This window comes from Rhizobium johnstonii 3841 (genome assembly GCF_000009265.1).
GTDB lineage: Bacteria > Pseudomonadota > Alphaproteobacteria > Rhizobiales > Rhizobiaceae > Rhizobium > Rhizobium acaciae.
Genome location: NC_008380.1, coordinates 4,915,424 through 4,932,901, shown reverse-complemented (window position 1 = coordinate 4,932,901; position 17,478 = coordinate 4,915,424). Strand labels below are relative to the sequence as shown.

General features: G+C 60.9%; 17 protein-coding genes. 11 read left to right on the top strand and 6 right to left on the bottom strand.

Annotated elements, in window-relative coordinates; all coding sequences use genetic code 11:
- Window positions 1–120: 120 nt before the first annotated feature.
- Together pyc and RL_RS23880 are read left to right on the top strand one after the other, a co-directional pair.
- On the top strand, window positions 121–3,585 hold the full coding sequence (gene pyc / locus RL_RS23885; protein WP_011653984.1) for a pyruvate carboxylase: 3,465 nt from the start codon (window positions 121–123) through the stop codon (window positions 3,583–3,585).
- A 169-nt stretch (window positions 3,586–3,754) separates the two neighbouring features.
- Window positions 3,755–4,327: an NADPH-dependent FMN reductase gene (locus RL_RS23880; protein WP_041936515.1), complete on the top strand. Its 573-nt coding sequence runs from the start codon at window positions 3,755–3,757 to the stop codon at window positions 4,325–4,327.
- A 157-nt stretch (window positions 4,328–4,484) separates the two neighbouring features.
- Here RL_RS23880 and RL_RS23875 read toward each other — a convergent pair whose 3' ends face one another.
- From RL_RS23875 to RL_RS23860, 4 genes are all read right to left on the bottom strand, one after another.
- Window positions 4,485–5,246, bottom strand: coding sequence for an amino acid ABC transporter ATP-binding protein (locus RL_RS23875; protein ID WP_003543845.1), 762 nt, complete (start codon window positions 5,244–5,246; stop codon window positions 4,485–4,487).
- Window positions 5,243–5,923, bottom strand: coding sequence for an amino acid ABC transporter permease (locus tag RL_RS23870; protein WP_011653982.1), 681 nt, complete (start codon window positions 5,921–5,923; stop codon window positions 5,243–5,245). Before RL_RS23870 ends, RL_RS23875 begins: the two co-directional genes overlap by 4 nt.
- A gap of 213 nt (window positions 5,924–6,136) precedes the next feature.
- Window positions 6,137–6,910, bottom strand: coding sequence for an amino acid ABC transporter substrate-binding protein (locus RL_RS23865; RefSeq protein ID WP_011653981.1), 774 nt, complete (start codon window positions 6,908–6,910; stop codon window positions 6,137–6,139).
- Between the two features lie 152 nt (window positions 6,911–7,062).
- Window positions 7,063–7,932 (bottom strand): DMT family transporter, encoded by an 870-nt coding sequence (locus tag RL_RS23860; RefSeq protein WP_011653980.1) that lies wholly within the window; start codon window positions 7,930–7,932, stop codon window positions 7,063–7,065.
- 210 nt (window positions 7,933–8,142) lie between these two features.
- On the opposite strand from RL_RS23860, the gene RL_RS23855 reads away from it, so the two are divergent.
- The 4 genes from RL_RS23855 (at window position 8,143) to hisC (ending at window position 12,598) form a co-directional block, all read left to right on the top strand.
- On the top strand, window positions 8,143–8,919 hold the full coding sequence (locus RL_RS23855; RefSeq protein WP_027668541.1) for a DeoR/GlpR family DNA-binding transcription regulator: 777 nt from the start codon (window positions 8,143–8,145) through the stop codon (window positions 8,917–8,919).
- Between the two features lie 63 nt (window positions 8,920–8,982).
- On the top strand, window positions 8,983–10,173 hold the full coding sequence (locus tag RL_RS23850; protein WP_011653978.1) for an MFS transporter: 1,191 nt from the start codon (window positions 8,983–8,985) through the stop codon (window positions 10,171–10,173).
- Window positions 10,174–10,269: 96 nt separating this feature from the next.
- Window positions 10,270–11,520: a flavodoxin-dependent (E)-4-hydroxy-3-methylbut-2-enyl-diphosphate synthase gene (gene ispG / locus RL_RS23845; protein ID WP_011653977.1), complete on the top strand. Its 1,251-nt coding sequence runs from the start codon at window positions 10,270–10,272 to the stop codon at window positions 11,518–11,520.
- 16 nt (window positions 11,521–11,536) lie between these two features.
- Window positions 11,537–12,598, top strand: a complete 1,062-nt coding sequence (hisC, locus tag RL_RS23840) for a histidinol-phosphate transaminase (protein WP_011653976.1) — start codon at window positions 11,537–11,539, stop codon at window positions 12,596–12,598.
- A 9-nt stretch (window positions 12,599–12,607) separates the two neighbouring features.
- Here the strand turns inward: hisC and RL_RS23835 are convergent, their stop codons facing one another.
- A complete protein-coding gene (locus RL_RS23835; protein WP_011653975.1) occupies window positions 12,608–13,522 on the bottom strand; it encodes a polyprenyl synthetase family protein in 915 nt (304 codons plus the stop codon).
- A gap of 135 nt (window positions 13,523–13,657) precedes the next feature.
- On the opposite strand from RL_RS23835, the gene mtgA reads away from it, so the two are divergent.
- From mtgA to RL_RS23810, 5 genes are all read left to right on the top strand, one after another.
- The gene (gene mtgA, locus RL_RS23830) at window positions 13,658–14,395 is read left to right on the top strand and encodes a monofunctional biosynthetic peptidoglycan transglycosylase (RefSeq protein ID WP_011653974.1); all 738 of its coding nucleotides are present in this window, start codon (window positions 13,658–13,660) and stop codon (window positions 14,393–14,395) included.
- A 157-nt stretch (window positions 14,396–14,552) separates the two neighbouring features.
- The gene (locus RL_RS23825; RefSeq protein ID WP_041936514.1) at window positions 14,553–15,275 is read left to right on the top strand and encodes a DUF1868 domain-containing protein; all 723 of its coding nucleotides are present in this window, start codon (window positions 14,553–14,555) and stop codon (window positions 15,273–15,275) included.
- Window positions 15,276–15,288: 13 nt separating this feature from the next.
- Window positions 15,289–15,936 (top strand): glutathione S-transferase family protein, encoded by a 648-nt coding sequence (locus RL_RS23820; RefSeq protein ID WP_011653972.1) that lies wholly within the window; start codon window positions 15,289–15,291, stop codon window positions 15,934–15,936.
- A gap of 155 nt (window positions 15,937–16,091) precedes the next feature.
- Window positions 16,092–16,277: a 50S ribosomal protein L32 gene (gene rpmF, locus RL_RS23815; protein ID WP_003543812.1), complete on the top strand. Its 186-nt coding sequence runs from the start codon at window positions 16,092–16,094 to the stop codon at window positions 16,275–16,277.
- 145 nt (window positions 16,278–16,422) lie between these two features.
- On the top strand, window positions 16,423–16,830 hold the full coding sequence (locus tag RL_RS23810) for a hypothetical protein (RefSeq protein ID WP_003543801.1): 408 nt from the start codon (window positions 16,423–16,425) through the stop codon (window positions 16,828–16,830).
- On the opposite strand, the gene phaR is transcribed toward RL_RS23810, so the two are convergent.
- On the bottom strand, window positions 16,825–17,397 hold the full coding sequence (gene phaR / locus RL_RS23805) for a polyhydroxyalkanoate synthesis repressor PhaR (RefSeq protein WP_003543798.1): 573 nt from the start codon (window positions 17,395–17,397) through the stop codon (window positions 16,825–16,827). The two genes, RL_RS23810 and phaR, sit on opposite strands and share 6 nt — an antisense overlap.
- Between the last annotated feature and the right edge of the window lie 81 nt (window positions 17,398–17,478).

Genomic DNA, 17,478 nt, shown 5'->3' with positions numbered 1-17,478 from the left:
CAGCATGTCGAAAAATTGCATTTCGCAGTCGCAAGATAAATTGAACTTTCTGTGACAAGAAGTTAAGAATTTCCTTCGCGGGTGCAGCATTCCCGCGTCTGAACGTCTGAGGAGACCGTTTTGCCCATTTCCAAGATTCTCGTTGCCAATCGCTCCGAAATTGCCATTCGCGTGTTCCGCGCGGCCAACGAGCTTGGAATAAAAACCGTGGCGATCTGGGCGGAAGAGGACAAGCTGGCGCTGCACCGCTTCAAGGCGGACGAGAGCTACCAGGTCGGCCGCGGCCCGCATCTTTCCAAGGACATGGGTCCGATCGAGAGCTATCTGTCGATCGACGAGGTGATCCGCGTCGCCAAACTCTCCGGTGCTGATGCCATCCATCCCGGCTACGGCCTGCTGTCGGAAAGCCCCGAATTCGTCGATGCCTGCAACAAGGCGGGCATCATCTTCATCGGCCCGAAGGCCGATACGATGCGCCAGCTCGGCAATAAGGTCGCAGCGCGCAACCTGGCGATCTCGGTCGGCGTTCCCGTGGTGCCGGCCACCGGGCCGTTGCCGGAGGACATGGCCGAAGTGGCAAAGATGGCGGACGGGATCGGCTACCCCGTCATGCTGAAGGCCTCCTGGGGCGGCGGCGGGCGCGGCATGCGCGCGATCCGCGATCCAAAGGATCTCGCCCGCGAGGTGACGGAAGCCAAGCGCGAGGCGATGGCGGCCTTCGGCAAGGACGAGGTCTACCTGGAAAAGCTCGTCGAGCGCGCCCGCCATGTCGAAAGCCAGGTTCTCGGCGATACGCATGGCAATGTCGTGCATCTCTTCGAGCGTGACTGCTCGATCCAGCGCCGCAACCAGAAGGTCGTCGAGCGCGCGCCGGCGCCCTATCTCTCTGAGGCGCAGCGCCAGGAACTCGCCGCCTATTCGCTGAAGATCGCAGCTGCCACCAATTATATCGGTGCCGGCACCGTCGAATATCTGATGGATGCCGATACCGGCAAATTCTACTTCATCGAAGTCAATCCGCGCATCCAGGTCGAGCATACGGTGACTGAAGTCGTCACCGGCATCGATATCGTCAAGGCGCAGATCCACATTCTCGACGGTTTTGCGATCGGGACGGCGGAATCGGGCGTGCCGCGCCAGGAAGATATCCGTCTCAACGGCCATGCGCTGCAGTGCCGCATCACCACGGAAGATCCGGAGCATAATTTCATTCCGGATTACGGCCGCATCACCGCCTATCGCTCAGCGTCCGGTTTCGGCATCCGCCTCGATGGCGGCACCTCCTATTCGGGCGCCATCATCACCCGCTTTTATGATCCGCTTCTCGTCAAGGTCACGGCATGGGCGCCCAATCCGTCCGAAGCGATCGCCCGCATGGACCGGGCGCTGCGCGAATTCCGCATTCGCGGCGTGGCAACCAACCTGACCTTCCTCGAAGCGATCATCGGCCATCCCAAGTTCAGGGATAACAGCTACACGACACGCTTCATCGACACGACGCCGGAACTCTTCCAGCAGGTCAAGCGCCAGGATCGCGCCACGAAGCTCCTGACCTATCTCGCCGACGTCACCGTCAATGGCCATCCCGAGGCCAAGGATAGGCCGAGGCCGCTGGAAAACGCTGCCGAGCCGGTGGTTCCCTACGCCAACGGCAATGCGGTCAAGGATGGTACGAAGCAACTCCTCGACACGCTCGGCCCGAAGAAATTCGGCGAATGGATGCGCAACGAAAAGCGCGTGCTTTTGACCGACACGACGATGCGCGACGGCCACCAGTCGCTGCTCGCCACCCGCATGCGCACCTATGACATCGCGCGCATTGCCGACACCTATGCGCATGCGCTGCCAAGCCTTTTGTCGCTCGAATGCTGGGGCGGCGCGACCTTTGACGTCTCCATGCGCTTTCTGACCGAGGACCCGTGGGAGCGCCTGGCGCTGATCCGCGAAGGCGCGCCGAACCTTCTGCTGCAGATGCTGCTGCGCGGCGCCAACGGCGTCGGCTACACCAATTATCCCGACAATGTCGTCAAATATTTCGTCCGCCAGGCGGCCAGGGGCGGCATCGATCTCTTCCGCGTCTTCGACTGCCTGAACTGGGTCGAGAACATGCGCGTTTCGATGGATGCCATTGCCGAGGAGAACAAGCTCTGCGAGGCGGCGATCTGCTATACCGGCGATATCCTGAACTCGGCCCGTCCGAAATACGATCTGAAATACTACACCGACCTTGCGGTCGAGCTCGAGAAGGCGGGGGCGCATATCATCGCGCTCAAGGATATGGCGGGCCTTCTCAAGCCTGCGGCTGCGAAGGTTCTGTTCAAGGCGCTGCGCGAGGCGACCAGCCTGCCGATCCATTTCCACACGCATGATACATCGGGTATTGCGGCCGCGACCGTTCTTGCCGCCGTCGACGCAGGCGTCGATGCCGTCGATGCCGCCATGGATGCGCTTTCCGGCAATACCTCGCAGCCCTGTCTCGGCTCGATCGTCGAGGCGCTGCGCGGTACGGAGCGTGATCCGGGCCTCGATCCGGAATGGATCCGCCGCGTCTCCTTCTATTGGGAAGCGGCGCGTAACCAGTATGCCGCCTTCGAAAGCGATCTGAGGGGCCCGGCATCCGAAGTCTATCTGCACGAAATGCCGGGCGGCCAGTTCACCAACCTCAAGGAACAGGCCCGCTCGCTCGGCCTCGAGACCCGCTGGCATCAGGTGGCGCAGGCCTATGCCGACGCCAACCAGATGTTCGGCGATATCGTCAAGGTGACGCCGTCTTCCAAGGTCGTCGGCGACATGGCGCTGATGATGGTGTCCCAGGACCTGACGGTTGCCGACGTCGTCAGCCCTGATAAGGAAGTCTCCTTCCCGGAATCGGTGGTCTCGATGCTGAAGGGCGATCTCGGCCAGCCGCCGTCAGGATGGCCAGAAGCGCTGCAGAAGAAGGCGCTGAAGGGCGACAAGCCCTATACCGTGCGCCCCGGCTCGCTGCTCAAGGAGGCGGATCTCGATGCGGAGCGCAAAGTCATCGAGACGAAACTCGAGCGCGAGGTCAGCGACTTTGAATTTGCCTCCTACCTGATGTATCCGAAGGTCTTCACCGACTTCGCGCTCGCCTCCGATACCTACGGTCCGGTCTCGGTGCTGCCGACGCCCGCCTATTTCTATGGTCTCAAGGATGGCGAGGAGCTGTTTGCCGATATCGAGCGCGGCAAGACGCTCGTCATCGTCAACCAGGCGATGAGCGCCACCGACAGCCAAGGCATGGTGACCATCTTCTTCGAGCTCAACGGCCAGCCGCGCCGTATCAAGGTGCCGGACCGGGCCCATGGGGCGACGGGTGCCGCCGTCCGCCGCAAGGCCGAACCGGGCAATGCCGTTCATGTCGGCGCGCCGATGCCGGGTGTGATCAGCCGTGTCTTCGTCTCGCCCGGCCAGGCCGTCAATGCCGGTGACGTGCTCGTCTCGATCGAGGCGATGAAGATGGAAACGGCGCTGCATGCGGAAAAGGATGGGACGATTTCCGAAGTACTGGTGCGGGCTGGCGATCAGATCGATGCCAAGGACCTGCTCGTCGTCTACGCAGGCTGAAGGCGCCCATCAGCCGACTTTGTGAGCGGGCTCCATTCACTCGATTGTGTACGATCGGCCTGTCAAAAAGCTGATTTTTCGAAGCCTTCGCGCCTTGCCCGGTGCGGAGGCTTTCTCATAAAGTTGCGCTCCCACCATCCGCCCCAAGACCCATCAGGAAATGATATCAATGAGCAAGTTGAAGATTGCGGTCATCGTCGGCAGCACGCGTATTGGCCGTTTTGCTGAGCATCCGGCCAAGTGGATTGCCGCTATCGCCGCCGAGCGGCAGGACATCGAGGTCGAGGTTCTCGACCTGCTCGACTACCCCATGCATTTTTTCGGTGAGCAGCGTGCCACGACCGCTGAAAGCGAGACGGCAGAGCGCTGGAAAAAGAAGCTGCGTGAATTCGACGGCTTCATTTTCACCGTCGCCGAGTACAATCACGCTCCGACGGCGGTTCTGAAGAACGCCATCGACCTCGGCGAGTTCATCCACAAACCGGTCGGTTTCGTCGGTTACGGCGGTGTCGGCGGTGCACGTGCGGTCGAGCATCTCCGGCTGATCTTCGTGGAAATGGGGGCGGCTTCGGTGAAAACGGGCGTTCATATCGCGCTTGGCGAATATCTCGGCGTCCTCAAGGAAGGCAAGAGCCTCAGCGATTACGCGCATCTCAACGAAGCGGCGAAGAACCAGCTCGACCAGCTCACCTGGTGGGGCAATGCGCTGAAGGCGGCGCGCGCCGTCGTCACGGCCTCCTGATTGGCGTTCCAGCAATGCCGGGATGTTCGCATCCCGGCATTAGATCCGGATGATTTTAGGCCAGGTCGGCCTAAAATCTGAATCCGGATCTAAATCAAAAAAATAGAGCATGATGTCGTCCGAAAACCGCTCACACTTTTCGGCATCATGCTCTAGCTCAGATATCGTAAGTATGGGCGGCGTTGATCGTCGAGATGAAGCGTTTGGTGCGTTCGCGCTCGGGCGCACTGAAGATTGCTCTGGCGCTGCCCGTTTCCACCACGCTGCCGGCTTCCAGGAAAACCACGTCATTGGCGATCTTCGAGGCGAGCCGGAGATCGTGGGTCGCCATCACCATCGTCGTGCCTTCGCTGGCAAGCTTGCCCAGCACATCGACCACTTCGGCCGAAAGCTCGGGATCGAGGGCGGATGTCGGCTCGTCGCAGAGAAGCACGCGCGGCGAGGGCGCCAGCGCGCGGGCGATCGCGACGCGCTGCTGCTGGCCGCCCGATAATGTTGAAGGCCAGGCATCGGCCTTGTGGGTCATGCCGACCTTGGTCAGCAATTCCATCGCACGCTCGCGAGCCTTTTCCCTCGGCCATCTCAGCACCGTCACCAAGCCTTCCATGACATTCTCGATCGCGGTCTGATGCGGGAAGAGCTGGAAGTTCTGGAAGACCATGCCGGTCTGGCGGCGGATCTTCTGGATCGCCGGCCAGCTCGTTCGTTTGCCCGGTGCAAAGGCCAGCGTTTCCTCTCCGAGGCGGATGGAGCCGGCGGTCGGAATTTCGAGCAGGTTGATGCAGCGCAGCAGCGTGCTCTTGCCGCCGCCGGAAGGACCGACGAGCGCGGTAACGCTGCCTTCGGGAATGCGGATGCTGATATCCTTGAGGATAACGGCGTCGCCGAAGCGCTTTTCGATGTTGGAAAGCTCGATCATGCATTTGCCTCCAGCATGCCGCCATACCGCGCGAAGCGGCGTTCCAGCCGCACCTGCAGCTGTGAGAGGACGGAGCTCAGGACGAGATAGATCAGCGCCGCCTCGATATAGAGGATCAGCGGCTCATAGGTGGTGGCGACGATGCGCTGTGCCGCCTGGAAGAGCTCGGGCACGGTGATGGCGGCGGCAAGCGAGGTGTCTTTGACCAGTGAGATGAAGGTGTTCGACAAAGGCGGCACGGCGACGCGGGCGGCCTGCGGCAGGATGGTGCGGCTCATCGCCTGCCGCCAACTCATGCCGATCGAATAGGCGGCTTCCCACTGGCCCTTCGGCACTGAGGAAATGACGGCGCGGATGATCTCGGAGCTATAGGCGCCGATATTCAGCGTGAAACCGATGAGGGCGGCCGGAAAGGCATCGAGCAGGATGCCGAGGCTCGGCAGGCCGTAGAAGATGACAAAGAGCTGCACGAGCAGCGGCGTGCCGCGGATGACCCAGACATAGAAGCGCGCGACGGCCGAAAGCGGCATCGGCCCGAAGAGCCGGCCGATCGCCGTGGCGAGCCCGAGCGTCAGCCCGAAGGCGAAGGATAGCAGAGTCAGCGGAATGGTGAAGATCAACCCCGCCCAGAGGAGCGAGGGCAGCGATTCCGCCATCAGTTGGAGCCAGTGCGGCAAGGGCGTTCTTTCTGGTCGGTTGGGTGGTGATGTCTCGGAATACCCCTCCCCAACCCCTCCCCACAAGGGGGAGGGGCTTATCTAGCCTCTCGCCTCAACGAAATAGCGACCGAAGCGCCAGCCGAAACGGTTATTTTGAGATGAGGCGGTCCGCCGCCAAAGCCCCTCCCCCTTGTGGGGAGGTTGGGGAGGGGACTTTTTCTTGAACGAAGCTTACTTGGAAACGTCCTGGCCGAAATACTTGTCGGCGATTTTCTTGTAAGTGCCGTCGGCTTTGATGTCGGCAAGCGCCTTGTTGATTTCGGCCAGAAGCTCCGGCTCGTTCTTGCGGATGATGATGCCGGAGTAGTCGGCATTTTCCTGCTCGGCGACGATCTTCACCGGCGCGTCCGGCTTGTGTTTTTTGAAATCGAGGAAGGAGAGGCTGTCGTTGATCGTGGCGTCGGCGCGCTTGGTCAGCACCAGCTGGATCGATTGATCGAAACCGTCGGTGCCGACGAGTTCGGCACCGGCTTCGGTTGCGAGCTTGCCGAAGTTGCTGGTCAGCGACTGGGCGGCCTTCTTACCCTTCAGGTCGGCGAAGGACTTGATGCTGTCGTCGCCGTCGCGGGCGATCAACACGGCCTTGGAGGCGATATAGGGCTCGGAGAAATCGTATTTCTGCTTGCGGGTTTCGGTGATGCCGACCTGGTTGATGACGGTATCGTAGCGTTTGGCGTCGAGGCCGGCGATCAGACCATCCCACTTGCCTTCGACGAACTCGGCCTTGACGCCGAGCTTGGCGGCGATCGCTTCGCCGATCTCGACATCGAAGCCGACGAGCTTGCCGCTTTCGTCATGATAGGTGAAGGGCGCATAGGTGCCTTCGGTGCCGATCTTGAAGACGCCGGCCGATTTGATGGCGGCGAGGTTTTCACCGGCATGGGCAGGCAGGAGGGCCGCGGCCTGAATGAGCGCAGCGGCGGCGACGGTTTTCAACCAGTTCATTGTTTTATCCATCCTTGGGAGGTTGTTATCGGATGGGGATAGTTGGCAGAAAATAAGGGCGCCGGAAGCGTAGAAAACTGCGAATAAAAGCAGCAACTGCAAATATTTTTCTCAAACGGCCGCTCGAACCATGAAACATGCAGAAACAGGCATCAGGCCGTGATGCGGCGGCGCAGTTTTTCGCTGACGATGATGATCAATCCGGCGCCGAGGATCATCGCCGCGCCGACGACCACATTGGGCGTGGGGATATCGGCCCAGATCAGATACCCCAGGAGGAAGGCCCAGATGAGAGAACTGTATTCGAATGGCGCAAGCACGGAGACGGGCGCCTGGCGCATGCCTTCGAAAAGGGCGAACTGCGCGCAGCCGGCAACGACGCCGGTGGCGATGAGAAGGGCGAGCTGCGTCATATCGGGTGTCCGCCATGTCCAGATCACGGCAACGCCGGTCATGGCAAGAAAAAAGACGTTGGAAACGGCGAGCTGGATAATCGTCTTTTCGTGCAGCGAGGTCTTGCGCAGCAGCACCATGGCGCAGGCCCAGAGCACGGCTGCCTGCAGCGCCAGATAGACCGGCCAGGAGATGGTGAGACCGATCGGATTGCAGGCAATGAGAACGCCGACGAAGCCGACGCCGACGGCCAGCCAACGCGCTGGCGTGACTTTCTCCTTCAGGATGAACCAGGCAAGCAAGGTGCCGACGACAGGTGCGGCGTAATAAAGCGTGGTCACTTCGGCAAGCTGCAGGCGGCTTGCGGCGGAATAATAGGAAAGCCAGGCGCAGAGCAGAAGGATACTGCGGGCAATCATCGGCTTGATGATCGGCGACCTCATCGTCTGGCGGACGAGCTTGCCGCGACCATAGGCGAGACACCCGACGAGGATCGTCAGACTGCGGAAAAACAGGATCTGCCAGACTGGAATGGTTGAAGCCAGGACCTTGATGATCGCGTCATGGAAGGTGAACGCCATATAGGCGAGGGTCGTGAGCAGGATGCCCAGGCTGACGGAGTTTTTCACGGGGAGGACGCACCAGGTGGCGGATATGCCGGCGGGAATCGGGAATGTCCAATCGATATTCCCGCCTCTCGGACCGGTCAATAGGGCATATTTGCTCTGGTGGTGGCTTTGTTTCGAAACGTCAGAAAACGTGTGACCGTGCATATTGCCTGCATGATCATAAGCGGTTATGCACGTTTTCAGTTTATGAGGTCTCGATCCGGTAGGAACATGCAGGATTTTCTGTTGCGAGAGCGCCAAGGCGTGATTTCCGAGAGGCTGCGGCTGAATGGCCGCGTGCTGGCGACGGAGCTTGCGCTCGAATTCGGTGTTTCCGAAGATACGGTACGGCGGGATCTGCGCGAGATGGCGGCGGCAGGGCTCTGCGAGCGGGTTTATGGCGGCGCATTGCCGGTCTCGCCGGCGCACGGAAGCATGACGCAACGCATCGGCTTTGCCGCTGACCGGAAACAGGCGCTGGCGCGCGCTGCGGCAAAGCAGATTGCCGCCGGTTCGACCGTGTTTTTCGATGCCGGCAGCACCAATCTGGCGATTGCCAACGCATTACCGGCCGAACTTGCGCTCACGGCTGCGACGAATGCGCCGGCGATTGCCGCAGCGCTGATCGACAAGCCTGGCGTCAACGTCATTCTGATCGGCGGGATGGTCGACCGGCAGACGGGCGGTTCGCTCGGCGCCAAGGCCTTGCGGGATATGGAACAGATTTCGCCCGATCTCTGCATTCTGGGCGCCTGCGGTGTCGATCTCGAGGCCGGCATAACGGTGTTCGGCTTCGAGGATGCGGAGTTCAAGCGGTTTGCGACGTCGAGGAGCAGAAAAGTGTTGGTGGCTGCAACCTCGGAGAAATTCGGTACTGCTGCCCCCCATAGCATCCTGCCGGTTGCCCATTGCGAATGCCTGGTCGTCGAGCACGATGCCGATCCGGCCATTCTCGCCCGTTACCGCGAGCGCGGATGCAGAACTGTTCTCGCCGAGAAAACGAACTGAGCGACGTCGTAGAGTTTAGGGAAATCGGGCGGGTGGAAGCCCGGCAATGAGGAAGACCGAAAAATGGATAGTCACGTGAGTACGCCGGGGGTCCGGAGCGGCTTCATTACCAGAAGCAGGGGGGCGGTTTCCCTGCTCTTTCTCATGAATGGTTTTGTCGTCGGCTGCTGGGCGCCGAAGATCCCGGATTTTGCCGAGCGCCTGGCGCTGAGCAAGTTCGAGCTTGGGCTGATGATCCTCGTTTTCGGCGTCGGCTCGCTGGTCATGATGCCGATCGCCGGTGCGCAGATCGCCAAACATGGCTCTCGTGTCGTCGTTCAAGTCCTGGCCGTCTGCGTGCTGCCGTTGCTGTTGGCATTGACGCTCGCGCCAAATGTGATCACCGGGGCGATTTCGCTTTTCCTGTTCGGCGGCTTTATCGGCGCAATGGATGTGGCGATGAATGCCAATGCGGTCTCGGTCGAGAAATCCATGCGCCGCGCCATCATGTCGTCGTGCCACGCTTTCTGGAGCCTTGGCGGACTGATCGGCTCAGGTCTCGGCGGCATCGTGATCTCCAGGCTCGGCATTCTCGGCCATGCGCAACTGGCGACGGTGCTGGCGGCAATCTTCCTTGCCGTCGCCTGGCCGATGATCCTTGCGGATCCGCCGCATCCAGACACCAAGAGGGAAAAGACGAAGCTGCCGATGGTGCCGCTGCCGTGGCTGCTCGGATTGATGGCGCTGTTCAGCATGGTGCCGGAAGGTGCTGTTCTCGACTGGGGCGCGCTCTATCTTCGGCAGGAAATGGATGCGTCCGTCGCGCTTTCCGGTCTTGGTTTCGCAGCCTTTTCGGCCACCATGGCCATCATGCGCTTTGCCGGCGACCTGGTGCGCGACCGTCTGGGCGGCGTCAAGACGCTGCGCATCTGCACTTTGTTTGCCATTGTCGGCATGCTGCTTGCTGGCCTAGCGCCCAATGCCGAGCTTGCCATCCTGGGCTTTGCCTTTTGCGGTATCGGCATTTCCAACATGGTGCCGATCGCTTTCTCGGCGGCGGGCAATATTCCAGGACTCAAGCCCGGCATCGGTATCTCGGTGGTCACGACCATGGGCTATTCCGGCATGCTGGTTGCGCCATCGTTGATCGGCTTCGTCGCCGAGCATATCGGTTTTGCCGTCGTTTTCATGGCGCTGCCGGTGCTGCTCATCGTCGTTCTGCTGCTGTCCAACCTGGCCCATTATGCCGATGAGACCTCCGGAGGCGGTCACTGAGCCGCCTCCCAACAAAAGTGATATCAGGGGCGGTTGACAAGCAGCCGGCCTTGATCCACCTGAAAAGCACTGTTTTTAGGGGTGCAAGAACTCTCCATGTTGTCAGCCGCCGATTTTGATCCGAAACCGCGCCGCGCTTCCGTTGCCGTCGATGTCGGCGGCGTCATCGTCGGCGGCGGGGCGCCGGTCGTCGTGCAGTCCATGACGAACACCGATACGGCCGATATCGATTCCACCGTCGCGCAGGTCGCCGCTCTCCACCGGGCGGGTTCGGAACTGGTGCGCATCACCGTCGACCGCGACGAGAGTGCTGCGGCCGTCCCAAAGATCCGAGAGCGGCTGCTGCGCCTCGGCATGGACGTGCCCTTGATCGGCGACTTCCATTATATCGGCCATAAGCTGCTCGCCGATCATCCGGATTGTGCCGAAGCGTTGGCGAAATACCGCATCAACCCCGGCAATGTCGGCTTCAAGGACAAGAAGGACAAGCAGTTCGCCGAGATCATCGAGATGGCGATCCGCTATGACAAGCCGGTGCGCATCGGTGTCAACTGGGGCTCGCTCGATCAGGATCTGCTGACGGCGCTGATGGACCGGAACGCCGAGGCTGGGTCGCCGCTTTCGGCCCGGCAGGTAACGCGCGAGGCGATCGTGCAGTCAGCGCTGCTTTCGGCAGCCCTTGCCGAAGAGATCGGCCTGCCGCGCAACCGCATCATCCTGTCGGCCAAAGTCAGCCAGGTGCAAGACCTGATCGCCGTCAATTCCATACTCGCCGAACGCTCCAACCATGCGCTGCATCTCGGCCTGACCGAAGCCGGCATGGGCACCAAGGGCATCGTCGCCTCGTCGGCGGCGATGGGCTTCGTGCTGCAGCACGGCATCGGCGATACGATCCGCGTGTCGCTGACCCCCGAGCCGAACGGCGACCGCACGCGCGAAGTCCAGGTGGCGCAGGAAATCCTGCAGGTCATGGGCTTCCGCCAGTTCATACCCGTGGTTGCTGCCTGTCCGGGCTGCGGACGCACGACGTCGACGGTATTCCAGGAACTTGCCCAGAACATCCAGAACGACATCCGCAAGAACATGCCGGTCTGGCGCGAGAAATATCCCGGCGTCGAGGCGCTGAACGTCGCCGTCATGGGCTGCATCGTCAACGGGCCGGGCGAAAGCAAACATGCCGATATCGGCATTTCGCTTCCGGGCACCGGTGAAACGCCGGCCGCCCCCGTCTTCATCGACGGCCGGAAGGCGCTGACGCTGCGCGGTCCCAATATCGCCGCCGATTTCGAGGCGCTTGTTGTCGACTATATCGAGAAGCGTTTCGGTCAGCGGACGGCGGCGGAATGACTGCCCGCAATTTCGGATGAGCCAGTACTGGTCGCCAATCGTCAGCAAGCTTCGGCCCTATGTCGCGGGCGAGCAGCCCCGTATCGCGAACATGGTCAAGCTCAATACCAACGAAAATCCTTACGGGCCGTCTCCGAAGGCGCTCGCGGCGATCCGGGAGGCGGCGGACGATCGTCTGCGGCTCTATCCCGATCCCTCTGCCACGGAATTGCGCGAGACGATCGCGGCCCGTTTCGGCCTGACGGTCGAGGAAGTATTCGTCGGCAATGGCTCCGACGAGGTTCTCGCGCATGCGTTCCAGGCGCTGCTGAACCACGAGCGGCCGCTTCTCTATCCCGATGTGACCTACGCCTTCTATTCGACCTATAGCCTGCTATACGGCGTCGAAGCGATCGAGGTGCCTGTTGACGATGGGTTCCAGATCCGGCTGGCGGATTACGACAGGCCATGCGGCGCAATCATCATCCCCAATCCGAATGCGCCGACCGGCATCGGCCTGCCGCTCACCGGCATCGAGGCACTTCTTGCCGCCCATCCGGATGCGGTCGTCGTCATAGACGAGGCCTATATCGATTTCGGCGGAGAGAGCGCCGCCGGGCTCGTTTCAACCTATCCCAACCTACTGGTGATCCAGACCCTGTCGAAGTCCCGTTCGCTTGCCGGTCTGCGCATCGGCTTCGCGCTGGGGCAGCGGCCGCTGATCGAGGCGCTGGAGCGGGTCAAGGACAGTTTCAATTCCTATCCGCTCGATCGTCTGGCGCAGCTTGCCGCGACGGCGGCGATCAAGGACGAGGCGTGGTTCGAGACAGGCCGGCGGAACATCATCGCCAGCCGGGAAAGCCTTGTTCGGGAACTCGAAGCACTGGATTTCGAGGTTCTTCCGTCCCAGGCGAATTTCGTTTTCGCAAGGCACCAAAGCCGTTCGGGCGCAGCATTTCAAGCCGCTCTGCGGGAGCGTGGCATCCTCGTCCGGCATTTTGCCAAGCCGCGTATTTCGGACTTCCTGCGGATCAGCATCGGCACGGATGAGGAGTGTGCCCGTCTGGTATCCGCTCTCAATGAGATACTGGCGGCCTGACCTGCCGCTTCAGCTCTTCCGGTCGGCGATGAAATGCGCTGCAGCAATGAGGATCGAGGCGCGGGCGCCGTAAGGGGCAAGCAGCGCTTCGGCATCGCGGACGTGCTCACGGAGCTGGGTCTCGGCCCATTCCATGCCGCGCAGGGCGACGAGTGTTCCCTTGCCGCGGGCCGCATCCTTGCCGGTCGCCTTGCCCATGGTCGCTGCATCCGAAGTCAGGTCGAGAATGTCGTCGGCAAGCTGGAAAGCAAGACCGATCTTTTCGCCGAAGGCGCGCAGGCGGCGGCGATCTTCGGCCAAGCTTCCCGAGATGACGGCGCCGGCTTCGCAGGCGAAGCGGATCAGCGCGCCCGTTTTCATCGCCTGCAGGCGGATGATGCCGGCCTCGTCGGGCGCCTGCTTTTCCGCCGCGAGATCAAGCGCCTGGCCGCCGGCCATGCCGCCGAGACCGGCTGCGCGGGCAAGGGCCAGCACCAGCGATGCCTTGCTCGTATCGGCAAGGGTCGTTTCCGGCGCGGCGATGATGTCGAAGGCATAGGTCAGCAGGCTGTCGCCGGCGAGGATCGCCGTCGCTTCGTCGAACTTGATGTGTACTGTCGGTTTGCCGCGGCGCAGGTCGTCATCGTCCATGGCCGGCAGGTCGTCATGCACGAGGGAGTAGCAGTGGACGCATTCGAGTGCGGCGCCGACGCGAAGTGCCGCCTCGGCGTCGCCGCCGAGAAGGGCGGCACTTTCGACGACCAGAAACGGGCGCAGCCGCTTGCCGCCGTTCAACACGGCATAATGCATGGCATCGCGCAGCGTCTCGGGCCTGGCGATTTCATCGGAAAAGGCACTCGGTGAAAGCAATGCGTCGAGCAGCGCCTCGATGTCGCGGGCGTTGTTCTTCAGCCTTGTCTCGAAAGTATCCCGGTTCGCGTCCATGGGCGCTGTTTGGCATGAGCGCCCCCGGGCTTGCAACGGAATTGTCGATGGCGGCAGCAAGATTCGCCGCGCACTCTGGCATAAGCTCCGCACAGGCGTTATGAGAACGACAGGAGCGAAATCGGACTGGGGACATTGGATATAGCGCCGGAGAGAGAGGACAGCGTCGACATGCCGGCTCGTCGGCGATGGTTCGAAGACAGGCGTGTGTTGAAACGCATTGTTCTTGCCGTGCTGATCGTGCTGATCCTTCCCTATGCGCTGATCGTTTTCTATCTGCTGCCGTTCATTCATCCCGTCTCGACACTGATGCTGCGCGATCTCGTGCTGTTGCGTGGTTACGACAGGCAATGGGTGTCGCTTGATAACATCGCCCCTGTTGTGGTGCAGTCGGTGATGATGTCGGAGGACGGGCAATATTGCTTTCACGGCGGCGTCGACTGGGCGGAAATGCGCATGCTGGTCGAGGATACTCTGAAAGGTCAGGCGACGCGCGGCGGCAGCACGATCCCGATGCAGACGGCGAAAAACCTCTTCCTCTGGAACGGCCGCTCCTTCGTGCGCAAGGCGCTGGAACTTCCGCTCGCGGTGACCACGGATTTCGTCCTGTCGAAACGGCGGCTGATGGAAATCTATCTCAATATCGCCGAATGGGGTCCCGGCATCTACGGCATCGAGGCGGCGGCCCGGCACCATTTCAAGGTGCCGGCCTCGAAGCTGACGCGGCGCCAGGCATCGCTGCTTGCCGTCTCGCTGCCGAACCCCATCGACCGCAATGCCGGCAAGCCCGGACGAGGTCTTCGCCGGCTCGCCGGCGTGATCGAGAGGCGTGCACAAGGTTCGGGCGATTACATCAAGTGCATCTATGATTGAGATCAGAACTTGTCGTTAGGACAGGATGATTTTAGGCCGGGTCCGCCCAAAATCTGAATCCTGTTCTAAATTATAGAGTTAGAGCGGCAAGCGTCATCTGACAGTCTTGGTTCTGCCATATGGGCGATGCAGTCCAATCAAAGCCCCCGAGTCGCCCATGACCATCACGACGTTTTCGCCCGAGCTTCTCCTTTACTCGAAGACGCATAATCCGATCCCGCCCACCCATCTCGGCAGCCGCTATCGCAAGGTCGGCGGCTTTCTGCCGGAAGCCGGCAACACCATCGTCTGCCATCTCGAGAAGGGCTCGCAAACGCAGGCGGTGCTGATCGAGGCGCGTGAGAAATATCTGGCGATGCCCGAAGCCCCGCAGTTCCTCTTCACGCCGATATCAAGCATTCACATGACGCTTTTCGAAGGTGTCATCGAGACCAGGCGCCGCCAGGATTGCTGGCCGGGCGATCTTCCTCTCGATGCGCCGATCGACGACATGATAGCGCTGATGGCGGCCCGGCTCGAAGGCTTCTCGATGGCCGATCCCTTCAAGGTCGCCATCGTCGAAGCTCGCCCCTCGGGTCTGCTGGTCGACGGGGCGACGGAGAACGACCGCAAGGTAATGCGCGCCTGGCGCAATGCGCTGGCCGAGCTTCTGGGCTATCGCCAGCCGAACCATGACGACTATAAGTTCCACATGACCTTCGCCTATGCGATCGAACGGCTGGAGGACGAAGCCTTGCCACGCTGGCAGGCGATGCTCGATGACGTGGCCGACGATATCCGCCGCAAAGCCCCTATTCTCGAGCTGACCCCGCCGGCATTCTGCGTGTTCGAGGACATGAACCATTTCCACGAATTGCTGATCTTCGATTTTGAAGCCTGAACGGGAGAAGCCCATGGATAGACCGACGCTCTACATCGCCAACAAGAATTATTCCTCCTGGTCGTTCCGGCCGTGGATGGCGCTGACGGGCGCCGGCGTCGATTTCGAGGAGGTCCTGATCCCCTTCGACTATCCTGGTGGCAATCCCGATATCAAGGCGATTTCGCCGACCGGGCGGGTGCCGCTTCTCAAGCACGGCGTTTTGAAGATCTGGGAATCGCTGGCGATAATCGAATATGTCGCCGAGCTTTATCCGGACGCCGGCCTTCTGCCGAGGGATCGCGCCGGGCGGGCGCTCGCCCGTTCGGTTTCGATGGAAATGCTGTCGAGCTTCCGGGCGCTGCGCAGCGCCTGCCCGATGAATATCCGCCGGCCGAAGGGCAGGATCGCGTTGCCGGATGGTGTCGACGCCGATATCGGCCGCATCGAGACGATCTGGCACGACCTCCTGCAGCAATCCGGCGGACCGTTTCTGTTTGGCGCGTTCAGCGGGGCGGATGGGATGTTTGCGCCTGTCGTCAACCGGTTCGACATCTATGATCTCGTCAGCCGAAACGATACGCTGGCCTATATGGAGACCATGAAGGCGCATCCGGCCTGGCGGAAATGGGAAGAGGCCGCCCGCGCCGAGCCCTGGATCGTGCCGGAAGACGAAGTCTGAGCCGGGAATCATCGGCTTTGCAAAAAATACGCATGGGGACTGGTCAAGGTCACCCCTTGCATGTATAAGCGCGCCAAATTCCGAAATCGCGACATGTCCGTTTCGGCCGCCGGTGTGGCCGTGGGAATGTTTTGCCCGCAAGTGGAGTAAGAGAAATGGCTGTACCCAAGAGAAAAACAAGCCCGTCCAAGCGCGGTATGCGCCGTTCGGCAGACGCCCTGAAGGCTCCGACCTACGTCGAAGACAAGAACTCCGGCGAACTGCGCCGCCCGCATCATATCGACCTGAAGACCGGTATGTATCGCGGCCGCCAGGTTCTGACGCCGAAGGAAAGCGCATAATTTCCCGATCCGGCTTGTCCGATCGAAGTTTCAGGGCCGGCGTCATGCCGGCCTTTTGCATTTCGACAATATAATATTTGCAATGACTTGCGGTGGAGCAAGGGTTTGCGGCAGTATTCTTCCATGATGCGCTGGGAGATTGCCGATGATAGCCGCCATGCCCCTAATGATTATCCCGTTTATTCTTTACAATCTTGCGATGCTGGGCCTGATGGGCGATGGCGGCATTCCGGCGCTGCAACATGATATCATCGTGCTGTCGATGATCTCGGGCGCGATCTGGAGCATGGCGCTCGGCGATCTTTTCATCGTCATCGCACTTGTCGTGCTGTTCTTCGAAATCCTCAAAGCGACCAGAACCGGTCCCGGCAATCTCGTCAACCACATGCTGTCGATGCTGGTGTTCATCGCCTTCCTGGTCGAGTTTCTGCTCGTCCGGGATGCAGCGACGCAGGTCTTCTTCATTTTGATGACGATCGCTCTGATCGATGTCATCGGCGGTTTTGCCGTGTCGATCCGGAGTGCCGGGCGGGATGTCTCGATCGGATTATAGGTTGTCGAGCTTGTTCTGAAGGGCGCGGAGCTGTTCCTTCAGCTCGTCGATATCCTTGGCCTCGGCCTTGCGGCTTTCCTTGGCGGGCGGCGTCATGAAGGGCGAGAACATCTGCATCGCCTGCTGAAACAGCTCGGTGTTGCGGCGAACATGGTCCTCGACCATCTGCATCGGCAACTGCAGGTTCTTGCCGAGCGGCGTTTCGCCGAAGGCGCGGGTTACCTGCTCGCGCATCTGGGCCTGCTGTTCGGTGAAGGAGCGCATCGAATGTTCGAGAAAGCTCGGCACGACCATCTGCATCTGGTCGCCGTAATAGGTGATGAGCTGGCGCAGGAAGGAGATCGGGAGCAACGTGTTGCCGGTCTTCGATTCCTGTTCGAAGATGATCTGGGTCAGCACCGAATGGGTGATGTCATCTCCGCTTTTTGCATCCTGTACGGTAAATTCTTCGCCCTTCTTCACCATCTCCGCCAGGTCTTCCAGCGTCACGTAGGTGCTGGTGCCCGTGTTGTATAGGCGGCGATTGGCGTACTTCTTGATAACGATCTGACCCTCATGCTTCGCCATATCAGTCTCCTGAACCCCCGTCTGATTTATGGATATTCCTCCATTTGAGACTGTAAACGCAAAAGAAGCCCGGTGACAATC

What these genes read in the sequence shown, in the direction of transcription:
- RL_RS23880 (WP_041936515.1), top strand. Translation starts at nt 3,755, where the DNA reads ATGAGCAAGTTGAAGATTGCGGTCATCGTCGGCAGCACGCGTATTGGC.
- RL_RS23875 (WP_003543845.1), bottom strand. Translation starts at nt 5,246, where the DNA reads ATGATCGAGCTTTCCAACATCGAAAAGCGCTTCGGCGACGCCGTTATC.
- RL_RS23865 (WP_011653981.1), bottom strand. Translation starts at nt 6,910, where the DNA reads ATGAACTGGTTGAAAACCGTCGCCGCCGCTGCGCTCATTCAGGCCGCG.
- RL_RS23855 (WP_027668541.1), top strand. Translation starts at nt 8,143, where the DNA reads ATGCAGGATTTTCTGTTGCGAGAGCGCCAAGGCGTGATTTCCGAGAGG.
- RL_RS23850 (WP_011653978.1), top strand. Translation starts at nt 8,983, where the DNA reads ATGGATAGTCACGTGAGTACGCCGGGGGTCCGGAGCGGCTTCATTACC.
- ispG (WP_011653977.1), top strand. Translation starts at nt 10,270, where the DNA reads ATGTTGTCAGCCGCCGATTTTGATCCGAAACCGCGCCGCGCTTCCGTT.
- hisC (WP_011653976.1), top strand. Translation starts at nt 11,537, where the DNA reads ATGAGCCAGTACTGGTCGCCAATCGTCAGCAAGCTTCGGCCCTATGTC.
- RL_RS23835 (WP_011653975.1), bottom strand. Translation starts at nt 13,522, where the DNA reads ATGGACGCGAACCGGGATACTTTCGAGACAAGGCTGAAGAACAACGCC.
- RL_RS23825 (WP_041936514.1), top strand. Translation starts at nt 14,553, where the DNA reads ATGACCATCACGACGTTTTCGCCCGAGCTTCTCCTTTACTCGAAGACG.
- RL_RS23820 (WP_011653972.1), top strand. Translation starts at nt 15,289, where the DNA reads ATGGATAGACCGACGCTCTACATCGCCAACAAGAATTATTCCTCCTGG.
- rpmF (WP_003543812.1), top strand. Translation starts at nt 16,092, where the DNA reads ATGGCTGTACCCAAGAGAAAAACAAGCCCGTCCAAGCGCGGTATGCGC.
- RL_RS23810 (WP_003543801.1), top strand. Translation starts at nt 16,423, where the DNA reads ATGATAGCCGCCATGCCCCTAATGATTATCCCGTTTATTCTTTACAAT.
- phaR (WP_003543798.1), bottom strand. Translation starts at nt 17,397, where the DNA reads ATGGCGAAGCATGAGGGTCAGATCGTTATCAAGAAGTACGCCAATCGC.